The sequence below is a fragment of the Photobacterium sp. GB-72 genome (genome assembly GCF_003026095.1).
In the GTDB taxonomy this organism is placed as follows: domain Bacteria; phylum Pseudomonadota; class Gammaproteobacteria; order Enterobacterales; family Vibrionaceae; genus Photobacterium.
On the sequence record NZ_PYNV01000005.1, the window covers coordinates 70,404 to 92,230 of the forward strand.

The following is a 21,827-nucleotide window of genomic DNA, read 5'->3' on the forward strand; positions in this document are numbered from 1 at the left end:
CGTGTTTTGTATCGTTAGGCTTGGATGGCTTGGCGAGTAAATCCGTTATTTTTCGCTAATAAGTCTGCGGCTGTTTTAGCATCAACACCTGCAAGAATCATCACAATCGCGGTTTTACAATGACCATTACAGGCAGTTAATGCGAGTTCTGCTTCTTCACGGCTACATTCGGTTGCTTGCATCACAATGTTTTTCTGGCGTTCAACCAGCTTAGCGTTGGTTGCTTCCACATCCACCATTAAATTGCCATACACTTTACCAACCCGGATCATCGCCCCTGTTGTCAGCATATTTAGCACTAACTTTTGCGCTGTCCCTGCTTTCATACGTGATGAGCCCGTTACAACTTCTGCCCCAACCACTGGCGTGATAGCGACATCGGCAACAACAGCCATTGGGCTTTGTGGGTTACAACTAATAGACGCTACCATCGCATTTTGTGATTTGGCATATTCCATCGCACCAAGCACATAAGGAGTACGTCCACTGGCTGCAATGCCCACTAACACATCTTTTGAATTAAAATTAAGATCAATCAGATCTTGTGCGCCCATTTCACGATTGTCTTCTGCGTTTTCTACCGCTTTTAAAATCGCTTTATGGCCACCAGCTATTAAGCCAACAACCTGCTCTGGCTTGCTACCATAGGTTGGCGGGCACTCACTGGCATCTAAAATACCTAATCGACCTGATGTACCTGCACCTACGTAAATTAAACGTCCACCTTGTTGAAAAGCCGCTGCAATAGCATCAACGACAATGGCGATTTCAGGTAATACTTGTTCAACCGCTAACGCGACTTTTTTATCTTCATTGTTGATCACCTTTAGCATCTCAACCGTGGATAACATATCGATATTTTGGCTTGCCGTATTGCGACTTTCTGTGACGAGTTGGGTCAGATCAATCTTCAAGGTTTTCATCCTAGTTTTATTCGTTCTTTATTCATCATATTCAACAAGCGTATCAGGCTCTAGATTCTTGTTTGCGATTAACATAACGCTGTAAATATCACGGTAACTCAGTGTTTTTCAGGCTATTATCAAGACAAATGCTCGAACTGTTATGACTATGACTGCACTTGATAAAATCGCCAACCTACAATCACAATTCTCCCCTAATGGTCAAAAGATTGCGACCTTGGTTTTAGCACAACCTGAATTAGTGGTTTCACTGTCATCACAAGAGCTTGCGAAAGCGGCCAATGTTAGTCAATCGAGTATTGTGAAATTTACTCAGCGTATTGGTTTTAAAGGATTTCCTGCCTTTAAAATGGCGATCAGTGAAGAATTAGCAAGGCACAATACCATCGGCGGTAATGTGCTAAATCAATTATCGACTCAACCAGAGCCCAATAACACGCTGGCGAGTAGCTTAAGTAAAATGGCGCAACAAAAAGCCAATGCCATTATTGATACAACCAAAGCTATCGATACTCAATTACTGACCGATATTGCAGCACGGTTAAGCCAAGCCCAGCGGATTCAACTCGTCGGGCTGGGAGCAAATGCCATTATTACCCGTGATTTTAATGATAAATTGCTAGCCTTAGGTTTGCCTGTGATTCACAGTAAAGATCATGCATTGCAAAGTACCATCGCCAACACACTAACAGAGCAAGACGTGCTTTTTGTGATCAGCAATAATAGTGAACAACCTATTTTACAACTTACAGCCCATGCCGCTAAGCTTCATGGCGCTGGCATTATTGTCATAAGCACACCCGACGATTTACTGCTTAATTCCCTTGCTGACATGAAGCTCAATATAATTTGTGAGCCACCACTGCATAGCATTGCGAATCAGCATTTCAATTTACACCTTGCAGCACAACAAACGCTGACCGACATCATTTGCATTGCCTTACAACAAGAGCTAAATCGCTGAATTTATTTTTTGTTACCTCTAACGGCGTAATATAAGGGAACCCTATTTTTGCTATACTGTCTGACTATATTATTTGGGCAGTATATCTTTGCCAGTAATCTGCAATGCCGATTAATCATCGCTTTTTCGCAAGATGCCAGCATGCTGCACGCCTTCATTAGAGAAAATCTGACCAATTATGACGCAATCACACATTCCAGCTGAGACGGACTCATCCTCTGAAAAACAGGATAATCCGGTTCAGCCACCAAAGAAAAACAAACTAAAACAAGTGGCGAAGTGGACTTCTATTGCCATACTCACCCCTATCATTGCCGCAACTGGGGTACTCGCTTATGGGGTTAAGATCGATTTAGCTAACCACCGGCATGATATCAACCAATGGTTAAGTTCTACTTTAGATCGTGAAACAACCATTGGTGGTGACATGTCACTGACCCTATCATTTAGCCCTGAAATTGAGTTAAGCGACGTCACCGTTGCCAACACTAAAGCAATGAAATGGGAGCCGATGCTGAAATCAGGCTACATTGGTGCAAAAATTTCTGTTTTGCCTCTTTTATCTCATACCCTAAAGATTGACTATCTGGATCTCAAAGATATTTCATTACACCTATCAAAAGATAATCAAGGCAAAGCGAACTGGGTGTTTGCCGAGCAAACCAGTGAAAAACCGAAAGAAACCACTCAATCAACACCGTTTAAACTGGCACTGAGCAATAATATTCGAGCGGAAAAAGTATCGGTTGATTATTTAGATCAACATACCGGACAGTATGCCAACGTATATTTAGATCAATTATCGTTAACCAAACCGGATAAATGGCTATTACAAGCGAAAGGTAATGCCATGGGCAATGAATATGATGTTTCACTGGCCGGTGATTTAGAATCCCTGATCAATGAGCAGCAAGGCAAATTAGACGCAACAGGCAGCTTTGCTGGGGCGAAACTCAATATTGATGCAGATATTCATCCATTCCACAGTAGTACGCCGTCAAAAGCCAACGTAAAACTTGATTGGGTTGATACCACGCAGCTTGAATCCCTGCTTGATATTGATTTGCGTCATGCGGCACCAATGTCATTAACAACCCAAATTACGGCGTCTAGCAAAGGTATTTCACTGGCTGATATCGCGCTAACGAGCCCTATCACGTCTGCTAAAGGTTTCCTTGATATTTCATTGGCTCAAAACGCCAAAGATCTTAATCATATTAACGGTAAGCTAAATATTCCGTTAATCGATCTGCGTCCATGGTTACAACCCCAGCCTCCGGTTATGTACGGTGTCGGTTATGCAGCGGTAGCCCCTCAACAATCGCCCCTACAAAAAGCGCTAGATCAATGGCTGGTTAAAACAGAAACCCACCTTGATCTATCCGTTGATGAGATCAAAGGCTTAGGTACACCTGTTAATAATATCTCGCTTAAAGTGGAAGGCGATAAAGGTAAACTTCACGCCCCTATGACTGCCAATATTGCCGATGTGCCATTTCGTGGCACGGCTGATATTGATGCCACCCAATGGACATCAACCGTTGATGTGAAATTAGGCGCTAAAGACTCCCAATTAGGTGAAATGGCAGGTTGGATCTCAGGGATCCCACATGCCAAAGGGCATCTTGATAAGGCTCAACTACAACTGACGACTCAAGGCACTAAACTTCAAGACTGGATTGATAATAGCCAGCTCTCGCTGAATATTGATAAAGCGCATATTGATTGGGGTGCCAAAGCCTCTTTTGCCATTGATAAAGCAGCACTAACCTCTGGTATGGAGCAACCCTTTAGCTCTGACATCCAAGGTCAGATCATGGATATTCCCGTTAAGATCACAGCGAAAGCAGGCACACTATCCGATATTATTAACCACCGTAATTGGATGCCATCACTGCACTTTTCCAGCCCTGTTGTTGACATAAAAGCACAAGGCGAATTTGTAAAAACTAATTGGCAAAAAGGCAGTTGGTTAAACCTAACCGTACACAGCAAGGATGTAGGCAAACTAAGCCCATGGCTGGGTACACGTGCATCGATGCATGGCAAAATCGATTTCAAAGGAAAACTCACCAATACCGGTGATTGGCTAACATTAAATATCCCCACGATGGCGTTAATGCAAAGCCAAGGTAAGGTCGATTTTAAATGGAAGCAAAATACTAAAACGCCATTTTTAACCCTTAATGCGCAATTTAATACCCTAAATTTCAATCAGCTAGGGCAATTTGTTGATCGCAAAAAAGTACCAACCGTTGAGCAAACAGTGCCAACTCAAGGTGTGAACCTTGATATGCCGTTACTTAGCAATAAAGTCGTGATTGCCGATGCTGATATCAAACTTGGTATCAATAAAATGCTGTGGGCAAATCAGCAAATTGATGACACCCAATTTAGTGGCCAGTTACGTGACGGTAAATTAAAACCCGCCCCTTTTAGTGCTCGCTATGCGGGAAGTTTGTATCAAGGTGATATTTCACTGGATATCAATAATAACGCTATCCAATCTCAACTCCATCTAGGGGTGGATAAGCCGAATGTTGGTCAAATATTAAAACAGTTCAATGTAACCAATGATCTTGGTATGACACTCGACAGCGCTAAATTATCTTTGTCGTTATCAGGTCGTACTGTGCTTGAGTTAATGGAACAGGCTAAAGTCGAAGCACAATTAAACGGCGGTAAACTGCGTGTTGCAGATACTTACACAGGCAAAGCCTTTGATGTCGCACTTCGTCAGGGTAAGTTTATTACAGGTCCCGATACCGCAACTCACTTGACTATTTCAGGCCAAGCTGCAAATAAGCCCGTTAACATTGAGATTGATTCTGTATCACTGAAACAAGCCAATGATGGGCGTAAATCGGTGCCTGTTACCTTAACGGCTAATGTGGGTGATATTGCACTTAATGCAGAATCGAATGTATCGCTACCGATTAATCCACAAAAGTTAAATTTAACCTTTAAGGCAACAACGCCTAACTTAGATCGCTTTAATGCGTTTACCGGTCTTGAGCTGCCACCGTATGGCCCTGTGACGGTTGCTGCATCCCTTTCAACCGATAAAGTCGGCTACCATTTGCGTAATATGCTGGTTCAGGTTGGGAGCAGTAAATTACAAGGTAACGGTGATTTCTTACCCCCAATGAAAGGCCAAGATCGCCCTACCGTATCATTAGATCTTCGCGCGCCGTTCATTCAAATTAACGATTTTAAAGTTAAAAATTGGCAAGCATGGCTACCTAAAGACAGCAAAGAGAATACAACACCAGCAAAAACAGTCGATAAGCCTGTACCTGTTCTTAGCCCTGAAGGTTTAAATAAGCTGAATGCTAATTTCAAACTCAATGTCGGTGAAGTACGCTCAGGTAAAGACTGGTTAGGTGCCGGAAAATTAGACTGGACATTACATAATGGTTTACTGAGTTTAAACCCGCTGCACATTAAATTACCGGGCGGAAATATTGATATTAAAGGCTCGGTTAAAGCACAAAAAGAGCTGTTTGATATCCATCTTGATGGATTAGTGAAGAACTTTGACTACGGTATTATTGCTCGTCGAATCGATCCCAAAACCGATATGAACGGTAAGATCAGCTTTGAATTTAATCTTAATAGTCTAGCCAATACTCCAGATAGCTTAATGAATAATGCTAACGGTTTTATCGGTTTTGCCGCTTGGCCTAAAGCTTTCCAAGCTAACTTAATTGATTTATGGGCGGTAAGTTTAGCCGATGCTGTATTACCTAAATTTGTGACTAAAGATCATTCCGTATTAAATTGCGTAGCCGGTGGCTTTAATGTCAAAAATGGCAACATGACGCAACGTGATTTATTGCTTGATACTTCCCGTATTCAAGTCCATGGTGCTTTTAATGCAAGTTATAAAAATCGTGACTTTAACCTGTATTTATCGCCAAAATCGAAAAAAGCCCAGATTTTCAGCTTACAAACACCGGTTGATGTTCATGGTACCTTTAATAAATTCCATTTTGATGTACCACTGTCCGCTATTATAAAAACATCAGTGCGCTTTACGACGAGTCCTGTAGTAGCACCACTGCAATGGCTATTTGAAAAGCCCATCGCAGCCAATGGTTCTGCTGAATGTGAACGCATTTGGCAAGGTAAGTAATCATCAAAACTAAAAAGACCCAGATAACTGGGTCTTTTTTTTACTCACTACGCCATCATTTTATTTATCGCCTAAATATTTGCTTTTATAGGTTGAGGCTTTAGCAAAGATAAAAAGAGGAAACAGAATCAAGACCAATCCTAGCGAGTATTCAATCTTACTATTTTCGAGTAATTGATAAGTGCATAAAATAATAATTGAAAAGACAAATAAAATGTTAACTTTATGTATCAATGGATACTTTTTAGATAAGTAAGCATAAGCGCGGATCATGAAAAACTCGATAATATTTGTCGTCAGTAAGATAAGTTGATTATAAAAAATTGCTTTTTTAAAAATAAGTACCAAATAGATTTTATTCCTACTAACAATCCAAACGATGATTTCCATTCAAAATCAGCGTCACAAATCAATCACTACAAATGATAGTTCGTTATTTTTTTGGCGTTTTTTTTCACGTAAATAGTCACTAAAAAAACTTTTTCCCTATCGACAATTCCGTTCAAAAAATAAACATTTATATAAAATACATCTTATGAGCTAATTTGTTGTTCTAGATTAAGCCTTAACGATCTCTATTTTGTTGTAATAAAGACAACAGATAATCAAACGACATATAGATATTCTATTTATGCAATCAAATATCGACGCTGCACTGCTGAATATTGCTCTTAACCTCAGTACTCGACTGGCCAGTGATCATCATTACCAATCTTTAATTGATGGTGTAGAACAAGTCTTTCCTTGTGATGCTTGCGCTCTATTTGTTCTTGATCAACACGGTTTTCTTACCCCTGTCGCCGTTAAAGGGTTATCGTCTGCCGTATTAGGGCGACGTTTTTTACCAAGCTCTCACCCTCGCTTAGCTAAAATTATGGCGAGTAAAACACCTGTACGCTTTGACGCTGATTCACCCCTTCCCGATCCGTTTGATGGCTTATTAATTAATGTTGATACAGAAATAAACGTTCACGACTGCTTAGGGTGTAGTTTGTATGTTGATGAACAATTAGTGGGGGTTTTGAGCTTAGATTCTTTGGCGGTGGGTGCATTTGATGATATCGATAACCTTGCGATAGAAACATTTGCTGCTCTTGCTGCTGCTACTGTCCGTAATATTGCCCAATTCAATGCACTGAAATTACAGAATAAAAAACAAAAGTCACTCAATGAAACCTTGATCCAACAAGCACGATCTCAACACAATGAGATGATTGGATTTAGCTCCGAGATGGATGCACTCAAAACCAATATATCAACGGTTGCCCAATCCAATTATGCTGTGTTGATCAGTGGTGAAACAGGTACGGGTAAAGAGCTTGTCGCACACGCTATTCATGCTCAGTCCCATCGTGCAGATAAAGCTATGATCTATGTAAATTGTGCCGCACTACCAGAAAACCTCGCAGAGAGTGAGTTATTTGGACATGTCAAAGGCGCATTTACAGGCGCGAATAGCCATCGAGCCGGCAAATTTGAACTTGCTGACAGTGGTACCCTTTTTTTAGATGAAATAGGTGAATTACCACTGTCGCTACAAGCAAAATTACTTCGCGTATTACAGCAAGGTGACGTACAACGTGTCGGGAGTGATCGTCATCATCATGTTGATGTTCGCATTATTGCCGCTACTAATCGTCATTTAGAGCAGGAAATAGAAAACGGTAATTTTAGAGCCGATTTGTACCATCGTCTTAATGTCTTCCCAATATTTGTCCCACCACTGCGCCAGCGACTGAGCGACATTCCTGTGCTTGCAGGCTATTTATTAGAAAAAGTACGCCAACAATTTAATGTGCCCAATCTCCATATCCACCCTAAAACACTTGCTCTACTTGAGAAGCAATTATGGCCGGGTAATATTCGAGAATTAGAACACAGCTTAACGCGTGCGGCATTACGAGCAATTCAACATGGTGAGCAAACAATCACAGAGCACTATTTTGATAACACCACCACAATCGATGATGTAAAAAACACATCATCACTTTTCCCACAGCAATCACAACCGATGCGTGAATTAGTTGAAGATTATCAAAAGCATCTGATCAGCCATAGTTATGACAAAATGGATAAAAACTGGTCAAAAACCGCACAATTCTTGCAAATGGATCGTGGCAATCTTTACCGGATGGGTAAAAAATTTAATATCCATTAATCAAACCTAATATTATCTGATGTAATAATAACAACAGAGATCGATGTTTTTATTACATCAATAACGTAACCATATAAAAATTTCCAATAAAATTCAGCAACTTAAACATGGCACAGTTAGTGCTATCAGTATTAGTAATACGACAATCTTGTCATTTATAACTATATAAACTAATGCTGGAGACTTTCCATGTTCTGTATTCAATGTGAACAAACGATTCAAACCCCACAGGTAAAAGGCTGCGCATTTGCCGCTGGTATGTGTGGTAAAACAGCAGAAGTTTCAGATCTACAAGATGTCCTTGTTTATACCCTACAGGGGGTATCTTATTGGGCAGAGTTGGCTAAACGTTTTGACATTATTAATGATGAAATTAATCAATGGGCACCACGTGCATTTTTCGCCACACTAACGAATGTTAACTTTGATCCTGCCCGTGTCATTGAACTTGCAGAGCAAGCGCAAAGTTATAAGGCTCAATTAAAAGATCTTGTTATCACCGCTTCAACATTACAAGCAGAAGCTTTACCTGTATTACCTGCTGTTGCTCAATTTGAATTACCCCTATCAGCGGCTGAAATTCTGGCGATTGCTCCGCAAGTTGCCGTTAACCGTGGTCACGATACCCTAGATGAAGATGTGATTGGCCTACGTTTATTGTGCTTGTATGGCTTAAAAGGTGCAGCGGCATATTTAGAGCATGCCCGTGTTTTAGGGCAAACCAATGATGATGTTTACGCAGAATACCATCAAATCATGGCGTGGTTAGGTACTGATCCTACCGATCTTAATCAATTATTAGATTGCTCAATGCGTATTGGCTTGATGAATTACACCATCATGGAAATGCTCGATACCGGCGAAACAACCACCTTTGGTCACCCTGAGCCAACACAAGTAAACGTAAAACCTGTACAAGGTAAATGTATTTTAGTTTCTGGTCATGATTTACATGATTTAGAAAAAATCCTTCAGCAAACAGAAGGGAAAGCTATTAACGTTTATACAAACGGCGAAATGTTACCTGCTCATAGTTATCCAGAGCTAAAAAAATATCCACATTTAGTCGGTAACTTCGGTAGTGCTTGGCAAAATCAGCAAAAAGAGTTTGCCAACTTCCCTGGTGCTATTGTAATGACGTCAAACTGCTTACTTAACCCGAATGTCGGTCAATATGCTGATCGTTTATTTACCCGTAGTATTGTTGGTTGGCCTGGCGTTGAGCATATTGACGGTGATGATTTTAGCCAAGTGATTGATTGTGCACTCGCATTAGAAGGTTTCAAACATAATGAAATCGAACACATGATCACAATTGGTTTTGGCCGCAATGCGCTTATGAGTGCAGCGCCTGCTGTGCTTGATGAAGTAAAAAAAGGCAATATTAGTCACTTTTTCCTTGTTGGTGGTTGTGACGGCGATAAGTCGGAACGCAGTTACTACACCGATTTTACTGCTCAAGCGCCTGAAGACTCGGTAATTCTAACGCTTGCATGTGGCAAATACCGCTTTAATAAAAACCAATTTGGTAACATTAATGGTATTCCTCGCCTACTTGATGTTGGCCAATGCAATGATGCGTATTCTGCTATTCAACTTGCTTTGGCATTGGCTAAAGAGTTTGACTGTGGCATCAATGAGCTACCACTCACTCTGGTATTGTCTTGGTTTGAACAAAAAGCCATTGTGATTTTACTAACGCTATTTGCGCTAGGTGTTAAAGGCATTTATACCGGCCCAACCGCCCCTGCCTTTTTGACCGATAACCTACTTGCAATTATCCAAGATAAATTTGATATGCGCCCAATCACAACCGTTGAAAACGATCTAAAAACAATCCTTAACGCGTAACATTTTTACCTCCCTCTCATTGATATATATATATCAATGAGGGGCGTTTTTTATCTTATAAGAGCTTATATATGTTAGCTAACTGGACAAACACCCATCCCATTAATTTGTATTGATAGATGGCAGGAAACAGACGATGCCGTCAGCATAAAATGAGCCACTAACAAAAGAAGAAATCGAACAAGGCTATATTCTTGCTTGTTCTTCTACAATTATTGCGAATGCTGAAGTTAGTTTTGCATAAAAAATGTCTGTGGAAATAAACCACAGGCATACCTTTAAATTAGCGGAATAAATTTAATGTCTATTAAAACAATCGTTTTTAGTTATAGTTTTAATAACTAAAATAATGGTATCAATAAATTCAACCTTATTCGTTTATTTATACTCAATGCTACAGATAAATAATCGATTATAATAACGATGAATAATTTTCAATCATCACCCCCTTCACCTTAAACCTATACATATTTATACATACTTTTATAAAATCTTACACAAAATAGTTCACTTTATAACCAAAATGGGGTTATTTATTTGTATAACACATTTTTTACCCGTATTTTATTTAGCAGAGCAATCTTCATGTTTTATTTAGAATGAAGCACTTTATTACAGTGTCTATACGGGTTAGTCAGATTCTAAAACTATGAAATAATTATTTCTGAGCTATCTAAATAAAACAAAAAATAAATGTACTTGTACTCCTAACACCCAAACCAATTAATTGGCTGGCTTTACAGGTAAAGCAATACAGGAAATTCAATGTTTACTTATTATGTCGTTCTCGCGATCTATTTTTGCATTATTTTTGCTATAGGTATTTTCGCAGCAAGAAAGACGGAAGGTAATTCAGATTATGTTCTTGGTGGTCGTAGTTTAAGCCCTGGTGTGACTGCACTCGGGGCTGGTGCATCTGATATGAGTGGTTGGCTATTACTCGGCCTTCCCGGTGCAGTTTTTGTTTCAGGCTTAGATCAAATTTGGTTACCTATTGGTTTAACCATTGGTGCATGGTTAAACTGGCGCTTTGTAGCAAAAAAGTTACGTATTTATACCGAAAACGTCGGCGATGCGATAACTATTCCCTCTTATTTTGATACGCGATTTGGTAGTGGTAACCGCACCCTTCGCTTTATGACTGCTGTCGTTATACTCACGTTCTTTACTCTTTATGCTGCTGCGGGTTTTGTTAGTGGTGCTTTCTTAATTCAAACTTTATTTGATATTCCTTACACTACCGCAGTTTGGATTGGAGCCATATTCTTAATGGTTTATACCGCGATAGGTGGATTCTTAGCCGTTAACTGGGTCGATTTTTTCCAAGGTTCATTGATGTTCTTTGCACTCATCATTACGCCAGTCGTAACTTGGTATAACCTGGATCCAGCCATTGCACCTGATGTATTACCGACCCATTATTTTTCCGTTATTAGTGAAAATACGAGCGCTATTGGCGTGTTCTCATTACTGGCATGGGGATTAGGTTACTTTGGGCAACCACACATTCTGGTTCGCTTTATGGCAATTGGGGATGTCAAAGGTATGAGTATTGCTCGTAAAATTTGTATGAGTTGGATGATTGTCTCTTTAGTTGGCGCATTTGCAGTTGGTATTACTGGCGCAATGTACTACTCTGGCGCCGCTCATCACTTTGATAATGAAATGATATTCTTAGAGCTTGCGAAAGGCTTATTCCCAACATGGATCGCTGCAATCCTTATTGCCGCTGTATTGTCTGCCGTAATGAGTTCTGTTGCGGCTCAGTTATTAGCCTCATCGAGTGCGATAACAGAAGATATCACTCACTTTTTCAGCATCAAACTGAGCGAGAAATCACAAGTTGTCCTTGGACGTTTATCTGTTGTTGCTGTTTCGTTAGTCGCGATGATTTTTGCTAGTAACCCACAAAGCACGATTTTATCTATTGTTGGACACGCTTGGGCTGGCATGGGTGCTGCGTTTGGACCTGTTGTATTATTCTCGCTATTTTGGCGTCGTTGTAGCGCCCACGGTGCTATCGCATGTATGGTTGTTGGTGCAGGAGTCGTTATTGCTTGGATAGCTGCACATGCTGCTTGGCCGAACTCAACCTTATTTAGCGTCTATGAAATCATACCCGCCTTTATTTTATCATCAGCAGCACTGGTTATTGTCAGCCTTAAAGGTGAACAACCGAGTGAAAAGACACTACGTCATTTCGATGAAGTGAATGAACATTGTGAAAAACTCAAATTGGAGCCGCAAAAATAATCAAACGTGATTTATCACGATAAAAAAGCCGCATATGTTCAACTCAAAAGAGTCAATATATGCGGCTTTTATTTTACATTGATAAACGGCAACAAGAGATAAAGTAATTATCGCCTTAATGCATTTAACTTAGTTTGCGCAATACCAAAGACAGTATCATTTGGATATATGCCTTGCTCTGCATCAGTCCCCGTTTGTTTACCGGTGAAGATCTCAATGGCTTGAGAAACATGGTCAATCGCCCAAATATGGAACTCACCTTTTTCTACTGCTTCTACAATATCTTTGCGTAACATTAAGTTATGTACGTTAGATTGTGGAATGATCACCCCTTGATTAGCGGTTCTTCCTTTGATCGCACATACATCAAAGAAACCTTCAATCTTCTCATTCACCCCGCCAATCGGCTGCGCTTCACCAAATTGGTTCATCGAACCTGTGATGGCGATATCCTGACGTAGCGGTAAACCAGAGAAAGCCGAAACAATCGCACATACTTCAGCCATTGATGCACTGTCCCCATCTACACCACCGTAAGATTGCTCAAAGGTAAGATGTGTTGTTAATGGGATCTTCGCTGTTTTACCAAATACTGATGCTAGATATGCCGAGAGAATCATCACACCTTTCGAGTGAATACTTCCGCCCAGTTCAGCACTACGTTCAATATCAAATACTTCACCACTACCGTACGCTGTAGTTGCAGTTATTCGGCTTGGTGCCCCAAATCGATAATCAGACGTTGCTATCACAGATAATGCATTAACCTGTCCGATGGCTTGATGATCAACATCGATGAGAGTCGTCCCTGTAACAAAGCTTTGCATCACATGATCTTTTAAGCGACTCACACGCTGCTCTTGATTTTGTAATGCCTGCTCAACATGGCTACTGCGGATCATGGTCGCGTTAGATGATTTCGCAACGTAATTAGTCTCACGTAGTAAGTTCGCAATATCAGCAGAATGTAATGACAGCTTATGCTGATCATCCGCTTGGCGAGAGCTGTATTCAATGATCCTTGCTATCGCTTTTCGATCACAATGGAGCATATCGCCATCATGAACGATACTGGCAATAAAGCGAGCATATTGCTCTTCAGAGGTATCTGTTCGCGGCATATCATCTTCAAAATCTGCTGTGACACGAAATAGCTCTTTAAACTCTGGATCGTAATGTTGTAGTAACTGATAGGTTTGATAATCACCAAACAAAATCAATTTTACATTCAATGGGATCGGCTCTGGCTCTAATGAAATGGTGCCAGACAATGTTACTTCACGCTCAAGTGAACTTAAATTCAACTTTTGCGCACGCAGTGCACGTTTTAAACCATCCCAAACATAAGGGCGCTCTAAAACTTTTACCGCATCCATCATTAACACGCCACCATTAGCGCGGTGTAAACTACCTGCACGGATCAAAGAGAAATCAGTAAAGACGGTTCCTTTGAACGTCGCATTTTCAACATAGCCAAAAATAGAGTGGTAGTTTGGGCTCTCTTCAACCTCGATAGGAAACTTACGATCAACATCTTGATGAACAAGTACATTGATTTGGTAACGTCGCGGCATTTTCTTGTCTAACGATGCATAAGCTAATGCGACTTGCTCTTCACTTTCTTCTAAGAAAATATCAATATTTTCTAGAATATCGTTATACATTGCTGATAAGTAAGCTTTAATCTCAGGCAGCTTACTGTATTTCGCTTTCAGATCTTTAATGCAATGCGCAGTCACATCTTTGGCAATATCCTCATCAAGCTTTTGCTGCTTATCCGAGTACTTTTCTTCCCATTCCGTTAACTGACGAACAATACCACGCAGCTCAACTTCAAGATCATTGATCGTCTCTTCAAACGTTTGTTGTTCTTTATCACTTAATTCAGCAAATGAATCTTCGGTATGCGGCTCTTCACCATTCATCGCCACCAGCTGATAATCACCTTGGGTAGTAATGGTTAAGCCAACACCTCGCTCTTCTGCGCCCTTTTTCATTGTCATTAACGCATTTTCTTGTTTCTGCGCTAATTGTGTTTTTAACTTTTCAGCTCGGCTAATATAAAGCTCATTATCAAATGCCATTGGAAACGCTTTTACTAAGCGCTTCATGAGCTGTTCAATATCTTTTTTAAATGCACTACCTTGACCTGCAGGCAGCTTTAGCACCTTAGGGCAACGGGTATCATCAAAGTTTGAAACATAACACCAGTCATACAATGTATTGGCGTTACCATTAGGATCGTGACGATTTAAGTAGCGCATCACCATGGTGCGTTTACCTAATCCATTACGACCTATCGCATAGATATTGTAACCTTTTTCCTTAATCGACATCGCAAACTCAACCGCCTGTTGTGCTCGCTCTTGTCCTACTATTTCATCTAATGGTGTAAGGTGTTTGGTTGACTTACACTCATCACTCAATCCGTTTAGCGCTGATACGCGATACAGCTTGTCACTGGTTAGAGGTTTAACTGACATAATCGATCCCTCTCGTTACGACGTCTACCTTCAGTCTACTAATAAAATATTGATTTTTTAGAGACTTAAGCTATAAAAAGTGGCGTTAGTCTCATTTTTTAATGTTTAGCGCTGAAAAATTAGGCACAAAAAAGCCTAACATTGCTAGTATCACTTTTAATATAGTAATACTCAGTAAGTTAGGCTTTTTTATTGCGTAATGTAACGCGATTACAAGGTTGCCATGGCTCCTTTACCTACCCCTTCGTAGGCAACAACATCAAGGCAATCAGCAGCAGATAAACTTGGTTTAACCTTTTCAGCAATATAACTGGCAAGTAATTCAACAGTGGTATCGGTGGCTAACATTTCTGTTTCTGAACGAGCAATCGCCAGTTCAAACTCACCTTGTGGTGCGGTGTAGCGGAAACCATAGTGGGTTTCGTCCAATACCGATTTGGCACACTCACTTAAATTCAGTTCGTTGACACTGCATACATCTTCTTCTGAGCCTAAGTAAATATCTTGCCAACGCTTCGCCCATTGCTTCTCTAGTTCAGCATTGCGCTCGCCATTAACAATAAGCTCAATCGGAGAACGGTGACCGTGTGCAATGCGTTGACAGTTACCATCATGTTTTTTCAAACCGTGACTGTAATGATAAAAAGCACCTTGAATGGCTTCGTGACGAAGTGTTATTTCAAGACCTTGTACATTCTTAGGTAGATTGTCTTTTAGCACGTGGTAAACATGCTCAGTCACGCTTTCAATCGTTACTGTCTCTGCATCAATAAAGCAGAAAGCCTGCTCAGGACAATGTAAGTGAATACTTTTATCTTCTCGCAGAAGATCGACTGTCGCATAGCCCGTTTTAGTCGCGGCAGTGTGAATTGCTGGAGATTTAGCAGGCACAATTAAACGGTGATCGACATATTGATCAACTAATTGTTTGATCTGTTTCTTAACACGACTGAAATCAAGCACCATGCTCATTTCATTTAACTCGCCCGACATCACCACATCAAGAATCCAACTTTCGCCAACCATACCGCGATCGGTACATAGGTATGACGCATCAATTACAGTGAGATCTCTGACAAATAGCTTCAAAGTGAAGTCCTTATTGATAATGGTTGTCGTTTCTAGGGGAATGCATTATACGCTGCTGACGCAATGAGTAAACAAGCAAAATCAGTAAATACAAGATATAAAAAAGCAGCGATGATTATCATCACTGCTCTCATTAATACCCGTCTTTTAAGAAGAACTAGAAACGGTAGTTCGCTGAGATGTAGAACGTCGTAATACTCTTTAGATCAGATTGAGTATTTGGATATACGATTTCCGTAGGATCAACTTTTGAACCAGACCAATAATTCTGATCTTTACGTTGACTCGCGGTGTGACGGGCACCAATTTCTGTCGTAAAATGGTCAGAAATTCGCCAAGCAACACCCGCTTGAATACCAAGCACAGGGTTTGATTGCTTATAAGAACCATATTTTTCGCTGGTTGTTTCAGCAATCATATAACCCACATGCGCACCCACAAATGGGTTAATCGCTTTATCTGCTCGAAAGATATAATCTGCACTTAATAAATGAAGAGTGACGTCAGTATCGGCGATCTTTTTATTATCAAACTCAGATTCACCACTCATTTTCTGGTAACTATAGTAAATTCTTCCATTACCACCAGCAGTATAAAAACCGATATCAGCGCCAGCAAAACCACTTGCGTCAGGTGAAGGTGCTGACACCTTATCTGAAGAAGACGTTGCATGAACAAGAGAAAAGCTCATATCAGCCATTCCACCTGTTAACCCTACGAAATAGTGCATTGTGTCATCAAATTTTGGCACTTCATCTTCAATTGGTGATAAGCCATTTTCAGGAGTGGCAACCACAGGCTCTAAAACTAGCGGCTCACTCGGGGTATAAGCTGAATTTTCTGTTGATAATTCTTCTGCGGCAAAAGTTGTTGAAGAAAAAAGAGCACTAAGTAATACGCTCGCAAGCAATGTCTTATTCATAAACCGATCTGTTTCATCCTGTTTCATTGTATTTAAGCGTTAAGCCTACGAAGGGCTAAAACTTATCATCATTCCAATAGTGATGTGATTATATACTGAAACGAAAACAAAACTCGATCTTGTTATGAAATTAACACCGTAATAAGTGGTGGCAATATTCTACGCACCACTTACAATATTTTGCTGCAACTATTCTTCTTTTAACCAATTTAATGCATCGATTGAGTTATCAAAATAACGCACTTCACCGGATAAAAACCAATTCCCTACTTTTGCGCCAACTTCTTGCCAATGTTTATTGCCATATAACGCTACTTTACGAAATTGCTTACCATGTTTTAAGCCTAGCTTTAGATCATCCCAAGCCGCATGTATATCCCAACCATCACACTCAGTACCATCAAAATACACAACAACAATGGGTTTATCGACATCGGCTAATGCATCATCAATTTCAGGTGTAATTAGCTGATAATCTTGATGGGTTAATTTACCAGTCGCTTTTAATTCAACAAAAAACTCATCACCGTTGTTATCAATTTCGATTTTAATTCCATGAGACTTTGTCATTTCATTATCTCCTCGATCAGTATTTAACATTATTGGTATGTTGATAAGACTTTATAACAGAACCAATTTTACGATAGTGGCAATGGTGCAAGATTACTCTGCATGCTTACAGGTTGACATAATTTGAGAGATTTTCATCCCAATACGGCGTTTCACCAATATAATGCTTAAAAAAACTAATAGCAGCGACGATCTTTTTAGGCAGATGCTTACGGCTTGGGTACACCGCATAAAAGTGCATGCCCTGATTGGCTTCCCAATCATTAAGTAATTGAATCAGCTTTCCGGTTTTGAATTCATCCGTTAAAAGATACGTTGCAAGATAGGCAATCCCCCAACCAGACACACATGCATCACGAACCGCTTCCGCTAAATCAACCCGATAATTTCCTGATACTGTGACACATAAGCCTTCTTGATCGCGTAAAAATGACCAGGTGCCGTGATTTATTTGTCTATTTTGATAAACCAGACAGTTGTGATCCTGCAAATCACTAGGATGATTAGGTGCTGGGTGGTGAATAAGATATTCAGGAGATGCCGCAACAATAAAACGGGTATCCGCTAATCGTTGCGCTACGTAACCTTCAGGAATATTTTCGATATTGGTGATCCATAAATCCAGCCCTTCATCGACCATATTTGCACGATGATCAAATAAGCTGACTTCAACATGAAGATCAGGAAATTGTCGGCGAAGATGCTCTATTGCAGGGATAATATGCATTGTGCCAAAAGATTGAGATAAGCCTAAGCGTAAAGTACCTGATACCTCATCACGAATATTTGCCATCATCGCATCAGCATCTAACACCGCTGAGACTAACGGCTCACAATATTTCGCGTATTCAATACCTTCATCGGTCAAAGTAAAGCTACGTGTTGTTCGCTGCACTAATTTCACCTGCAGCTCTGCTTCTAATAAACCCAGCTGTTTACTTACATGCGATGTTGATACCCCGAGTTTTTGCGCAGCAATAGTGAAATTGCCACTTTTTACAAGAGTATGAAATATTGTCATTTGTCCGGCGCGATCTTGAAGCACTACAATTACCTATCTGTTTTAAGTCCTTAATAGTTTACTGCAGAACCTAGCTATACCGTCAGCATTCCTGTTTGGAATAACAATTATTACCCACTGGTAAAAGTAATTTTCATTACTGTGCAATTATCATTATTTCAGAAACAATTATAATACAGCCTCATTTACGAATTAGATTGGAGTGTGGTTGTGAGTTGGTTATTTCTTCTATTAGGTGTTTTGGCTGAGGCTACATCACATGTCGCATTAAAAGCGACAGACAGTTTTACCAATCCACTACCAAGTGCCGTTGTTATTCTCGGCCATATCACTGCCTTTCTCTTTCTAGCTCAAGCAATGAAAAATATTCCAGTAGGTGTTGTCCATGCTTCGTGGACAGGTCTTGCTATTGCACTTGTTACAGTAATTTCAAGTGTTATTTATAAACAACACATCGATATTAAAGTATGGATTGGGATGGCAATTATTGCAGTAGGTGTTGCTGTAATTAATTTAGCAGGTGTTTCGCACCACCACTAAATATCCTTATGTAGCCATTATGAGAGGTTATAATGAACCAACAACGTGCTGAAAACTTATACTACTACTTACGTAATCAAAATAGTTCTCAAAAAGAGATCAATGTTGTTATTAAACAATTAAATCAAAACTATGGTATTAATTTATCAGAGCTTGATCGCCGTTATCGTTCGCGTATTGGTTACTCACCAAATCGATACGACATTAATACCTATGGTACCGCAGGTTCTCGTACCATGAATCAAACTCGTGGTATGCAAAAAACACATTAATCCTTACTTTCCTCAAATCGTCACTAATAACAATATTAGTGACGATGTACTCATAGCGACTTTATATACCCATGATCATTGAAGGTGTTGTTTTCGTTAAGATAGGGAACATGCTCAGCAGCCATGAAAATCACACTAACTCTTCAACAGAAACGATGCTTATTTCAAAACTAAACGAGACTTCAAAGCAGTAATAGAGCTGTTTTACTGTGACTCTTCTAGAGATCACAGGCTCATTGGCAGCTCGAATAAATGATAACTTTCAGGTTCTAAAACAAACACTTTGAAGCCTTTCAAGCATATACCACTATTAATGATTTCTATTTTTGCATCGCGAAATGTTTACCTGGCATTTTATTGACTATACTGTTCAGTAAATGATCACTAATAGGTTAAAAATAATGAATAGTCAAATGAAACAGCTACTCTACTCGCTACCGCTATTTGTAGCGTATAATGTACATGCAGTAACTACGGAGAATAACTCTTTAGCTCAACCACAGTCTGTCTCGCAACCTAGTGTACAAGAGGATGCTACAAGTACATCAGGTAGTAATGTTATTATAAATAAGACAGAATCACAGCTACCAAATGATCAATATAATAATACTGTTGTTGGCTCATCCCCTGTTATTACAGGTTCACATAACGTTGGACTTGGCACTAATGTCAACGTTGGTAATTATTCTCTTGCTGTTGGCGATTACAGTCACGCTAAAGATAATTCAGAGTCTATTGGTACTAGCACGAACTCACTTAATAATGGCGTTGCTATTGGTACTCAGGCTTATGCTAATGATGGGCTTGCTATCGGTACTAAGGCGTATGCGACAAATAACAGTATTGCTATTGGTAATAACAGCAAAGCAGAAGAAAAGAATACGGTGAGCTTTGGTGGTGAAGTCGTCAACCGAAAAATCGTTAACGGGAAAATACAAGTAACAGATACAGATCTAACGCGTCGTCTTACTAATGTTAGCGCAGGTATTAATGCTACTGACGCAGTCAATGTTAGCCAATTAACTAAGGCAAAGGATGCCTTACAAGGTGAAATAAGCCACAATAGTGAAAATATTAGCAATAACACTAATAACATTAAAAACAATACCAGTGATATAAAAAACAATACGGCTAATATCCACCAAAACACACAAGCTATTGATGTTAATAAAAATTCAATTGCCAATAATGAGACGAATATTCGTTCAAATACGCAATCAATTACAAATAACAAAACGAGCATTAGTAATAATGCCAATAATATCACTAACAATAGCCAAGCCATTACGACCAATAAAACGGAAATAGCAGATAACAGCAGTGGCATAAAACAAAATACTGTCGGTGTTAACAACAACAAAATAGCTATAGGTAACAATAGCCAAAACATTACAACAAACAGTACAGAAATTCATACAAATGCAAATAATATTAGTCAGTTACATCAAGAGTCTGTGAACTACACCAACAGCCATGTGCTCGAATATTACAACCGTTCGAAACAGTATACGGATGAAAAGTCGCAGCAAACATTGCAGAGTGCTAATAACTATACAGATCAACGTATAAATCAACTCTCAAATACTTTTAATGAGAAATTAGAAGGTTTACAACATAGAGAAGATGCGGGAGTTGCATCTGCTATGGCAATGGCAGCTATCACAGTTAAACCAAACCGCAAATATAATATTGGTATGGGACTTGGTTACTATGGCGATCAAGATGCTATTGCATTAGCCGCTAAAATTAATACCTCGCCTGATACTATTATGACGTTAGATACATCATATAACTCTAATCATAATGTGGGCGTTGCTGCTGGTATGACATTTGGTTTTAACTAATTGAAGAAATTACCTTATCACAAACTTAGTTAATCAAATGCTACAGATAAAAAAAAACCGACATTCGTGTCGGTTTTTTTATAAATTTTCTAAAAAATCACTTCAGACGTTCAATAACCCATGGCATTAATTGGTCATAGGCATACCAGCAACCCGCCGCAATAATTGCAGTCCAAATCAATCGCGATACCCATTTAGAGCGCTGCATATGACGAGAAGGATCAGGCTCACCACAGTGAGGACAAAAATGTGCACGACGAGACACAATACCTTCACAAGCAGGACAATCCGTTAAACGTTTAGATCTCGTTGCTACCCCTGCTTGACTCGATGATTTTGCAGTTAACGACGACTTTTTTGTAGATTGAGATCGCTGCTCTGCACGCATTGAAAGCATAACATCACCGTTATCATCATCTACTGCCGAAAAATCTGTTGTTTTCACGTTGTTCACCATTAAATCAATTACTACGATAATGATACTAAATAACTATCCAATAAGCATTCTTACTCGATAGATAATGTTCTAAGTTTCATTTTATCGTCATATATAATGTTTTTTTGTAATTAATGTGTTGTTTAATATCGATTAATTGTGATATTTGTATAACTGAATTCATTACTATTCGACAATATCCATACATACTTGCAATACTGTAACCACACCTTTACTACCCTATAACCAAGAAGAATAGGTAAATACAGCAACTACTCGTTTCATTGATTACTGATCGTATTTTCATCAATATAATGGACTATAATATGAAAAAATCGCTTATCAAAACAACGTTATTTGTTATTT

General features: G+C 39.6%; 15 protein-coding genes and 1 pseudogene. 9 read left to right on the forward strand and 7 right to left on the reverse strand.

Features of this window, described 5'->3' with window-relative positions; translation table 11 throughout:
• Positions 1 to 14 precede the first annotated feature (14 nt).
• Positions 15 to 914, reverse strand: a complete 900-nt coding sequence (murQ, locus tag C9J40_RS08070; protein WP_107246561.1) for an N-acetylmuramic acid 6-phosphate etherase — start codon at positions 912 to 914, stop codon at positions 15 to 17.
• A gap of 151 nt (positions 915 to 1,065) precedes the next feature.
• Here murQ and C9J40_RS08075 point away from each other — a divergent pair, with 151 nt between their 5' ends.
• The 5 genes from C9J40_RS08075 to putP all read left to right on the forward strand — a co-directional run bounded on the left by C9J40_RS08075 (position 1,066) and on the right by putP (position 12,284).
• On the forward strand, positions 1,066 to 1,887 hold the full coding sequence (locus tag C9J40_RS08075; RefSeq protein WP_233217692.1) for a MurR/RpiR family transcriptional regulator: 822 nt from the start codon (positions 1,066 to 1,068) through the stop codon (positions 1,885 to 1,887).
• Positions 1,888 to 2,065: 178 nt separating this feature from the next.
• A complete protein-coding gene (locus C9J40_RS08080) occupies positions 2,066 to 6,022 on the forward strand; it encodes an AsmA family protein (RefSeq protein ID WP_107246443.1) in 3,957 nt (1,318 codons plus the stop codon).
• A gap of 631 nt (positions 6,023 to 6,653) precedes the next feature.
• On the forward strand, positions 6,654 to 8,180 hold the full coding sequence (gene norR, locus C9J40_RS08090; RefSeq protein ID WP_107246445.1) for a nitric oxide reductase transcriptional regulator NorR: 1,527 nt from the start codon (positions 6,654 to 6,656) through the stop codon (positions 8,178 to 8,180).
• 189 nt (positions 8,181 to 8,369) lie between these two features.
• Complete coding sequence (hcp, locus tag C9J40_RS08095) at positions 8,370 to 10,031, forward strand: hydroxylamine reductase (RefSeq protein WP_107246447.1); 1,662 nt, start codon at positions 8,370 to 8,372, stop codon at positions 10,029 to 10,031.
• Positions 10,032 to 10,796: 765 nt separating this feature from the next.
• Positions 10,797 to 12,284, forward strand: coding sequence for a sodium/proline symporter PutP (gene putP, locus C9J40_RS08100; protein WP_107206780.1), 1,488 nt, complete (start codon positions 10,797 to 10,799; stop codon positions 12,282 to 12,284).
• Positions 12,285 to 12,391: 107 nt separating this feature from the next.
• On the opposite strand, the gene C9J40_RS08105 is transcribed toward putP, so the two are convergent.
• The 5 genes from C9J40_RS08105 to C9J40_RS08125 form a co-directional block, all read right to left on the reverse strand.
• Complete coding sequence (locus tag C9J40_RS08105) at positions 12,392 to 14,767, reverse strand: Lon protease family protein (protein ID WP_107206781.1); 2,376 nt, start codon at positions 14,765 to 14,767, stop codon at positions 12,392 to 12,394.
• Positions 14,768 to 14,977: 210 nt separating this feature from the next.
• A complete protein-coding gene (locus C9J40_RS08110; protein ID WP_107246448.1) occupies positions 14,978 to 15,856 on the reverse strand; it encodes a 6-carboxytetrahydropterin synthase in 879 nt (292 codons plus the stop codon).
• A gap of 157 nt (positions 15,857 to 16,013) precedes the next feature.
• A complete protein-coding gene (locus C9J40_RS08115; RefSeq protein WP_233217693.1) occupies positions 16,014 to 16,778 on the reverse strand; it encodes an outer membrane beta-barrel protein in 765 nt (254 codons plus the stop codon).
• Positions 16,779 to 16,967: 189 nt separating this feature from the next.
• Positions 16,968 to 17,348 (reverse strand): STAS/SEC14 domain-containing protein, encoded by a 381-nt coding sequence (locus C9J40_RS08120; protein ID WP_107246450.1) that lies wholly within the window; start codon positions 17,346 to 17,348, stop codon positions 16,968 to 16,970.
• Positions 17,349 to 17,454: 106 nt separating this feature from the next.
• Positions 17,455 to 18,393, reverse strand: coding sequence for a LysR family transcriptional regulator (locus tag C9J40_RS08125; protein WP_107246451.1), 939 nt, complete (start codon positions 18,391 to 18,393; stop codon positions 17,455 to 17,457).
• A 186-nt stretch (positions 18,394 to 18,579) separates the two neighbouring features.
• Between C9J40_RS08125 and C9J40_RS08130 the strand changes: the two genes are divergently transcribed.
• The 4 genes and pseudogenes from C9J40_RS08130 to C9J40_RS08145 all read left to right on the forward strand — a co-directional run bounded on the left by C9J40_RS08130 (position 18,580) and on the right by C9J40_RS08145 (position 21,025).
• Complete coding sequence (locus tag C9J40_RS08130; protein WP_107206786.1) at positions 18,580 to 18,909, forward strand: multidrug efflux SMR transporter; 330 nt, start codon at positions 18,580 to 18,582, stop codon at positions 18,907 to 18,909.
• A gap of 32 nt (positions 18,910 to 18,941) precedes the next feature.
• Positions 18,942 to 19,181, forward strand: coding sequence for a hypothetical protein (locus C9J40_RS08135; RefSeq protein ID WP_107206787.1), 240 nt, complete (start codon positions 18,942 to 18,944; stop codon positions 19,179 to 19,181).
• A gap of 145 nt (positions 19,182 to 19,326) precedes the next feature.
• Positions 19,327 to 19,468: pseudogene (locus C9J40_RS22235) on the forward strand (IS630 family transposase); the annotation flags it as partial.
• 114 nt (positions 19,469 to 19,582) lie between these two features.
• Entirely contained in the window at positions 19,583 to 21,025 is a 1,443-nt protein-coding gene (locus C9J40_RS08145) for a YadA C-terminal domain-containing protein (protein ID WP_158259550.1), read from the forward strand.
• 97 nt (positions 21,026 to 21,122) lie between these two features.
• Here the strand turns inward: C9J40_RS08145 and C9J40_RS08150 are convergent, their stop codons facing one another.
• On the reverse strand, positions 21,123 to 21,470 hold the full coding sequence (locus C9J40_RS08150; protein ID WP_233217695.1) for a hypothetical protein: 348 nt from the start codon (positions 21,468 to 21,470) through the stop codon (positions 21,123 to 21,125).
• Positions 21,471 to 21,827 lie beyond the last annotated feature (357 nt).

What these genes read in the sequence shown, in the direction of transcription:
- C9J40_RS08075 (WP_233217692.1), top strand. Translation starts at nt 1,066, where the DNA reads ATGACTATGACTGCACTTGATAAAATCGCCAACCTACAATCACAATTC.
- C9J40_RS08080 (WP_107246443.1), top strand. Translation starts at nt 2,066, where the DNA reads ATGACGCAATCACACATTCCAGCTGAGACGGACTCATCCTCTGAAAAA.
- norR (WP_107246445.1), top strand. Translation starts at nt 6,654, where the DNA reads ATGCAATCAAATATCGACGCTGCACTGCTGAATATTGCTCTTAACCTC.
- hcp (WP_107246447.1), top strand. Translation starts at nt 8,370, where the DNA reads ATGTTCTGTATTCAATGTGAACAAACGATTCAAACCCCACAGGTAAAA.
- putP (WP_107206780.1), top strand. Translation starts at nt 10,797, where the DNA reads ATGTTTACTTATTATGTCGTTCTCGCGATCTATTTTTGCATTATTTTT.
- C9J40_RS08105 (WP_107206781.1), bottom strand. Translation starts at nt 14,767, where the DNA reads ATGTCAGTTAAACCTCTAACCAGTGACAAGCTGTATCGCGTATCAGCG.
- C9J40_RS08115 (WP_233217693.1), bottom strand. Translation starts at nt 16,778, where the DNA reads ATGAATAAGACATTGCTTGCGAGCGTATTACTTAGTGCTCTTTTTTCT.
- C9J40_RS08120 (WP_107246450.1), bottom strand. Translation starts at nt 17,348, where the DNA reads ATGACAAAGTCTCATGGAATTAAAATCGAAATTGATAACAACGGTGAT.
- C9J40_RS08135 (WP_107206787.1), top strand. Translation starts at nt 18,942, where the DNA reads ATGAACCAACAACGTGCTGAAAACTTATACTACTACTTACGTAATCAA.
- C9J40_RS08145 (WP_158259550.1), top strand. Translation starts at nt 19,583, where the DNA reads ATGAATAGTCAAATGAAACAGCTACTCTACTCGCTACCGCTATTTGTA.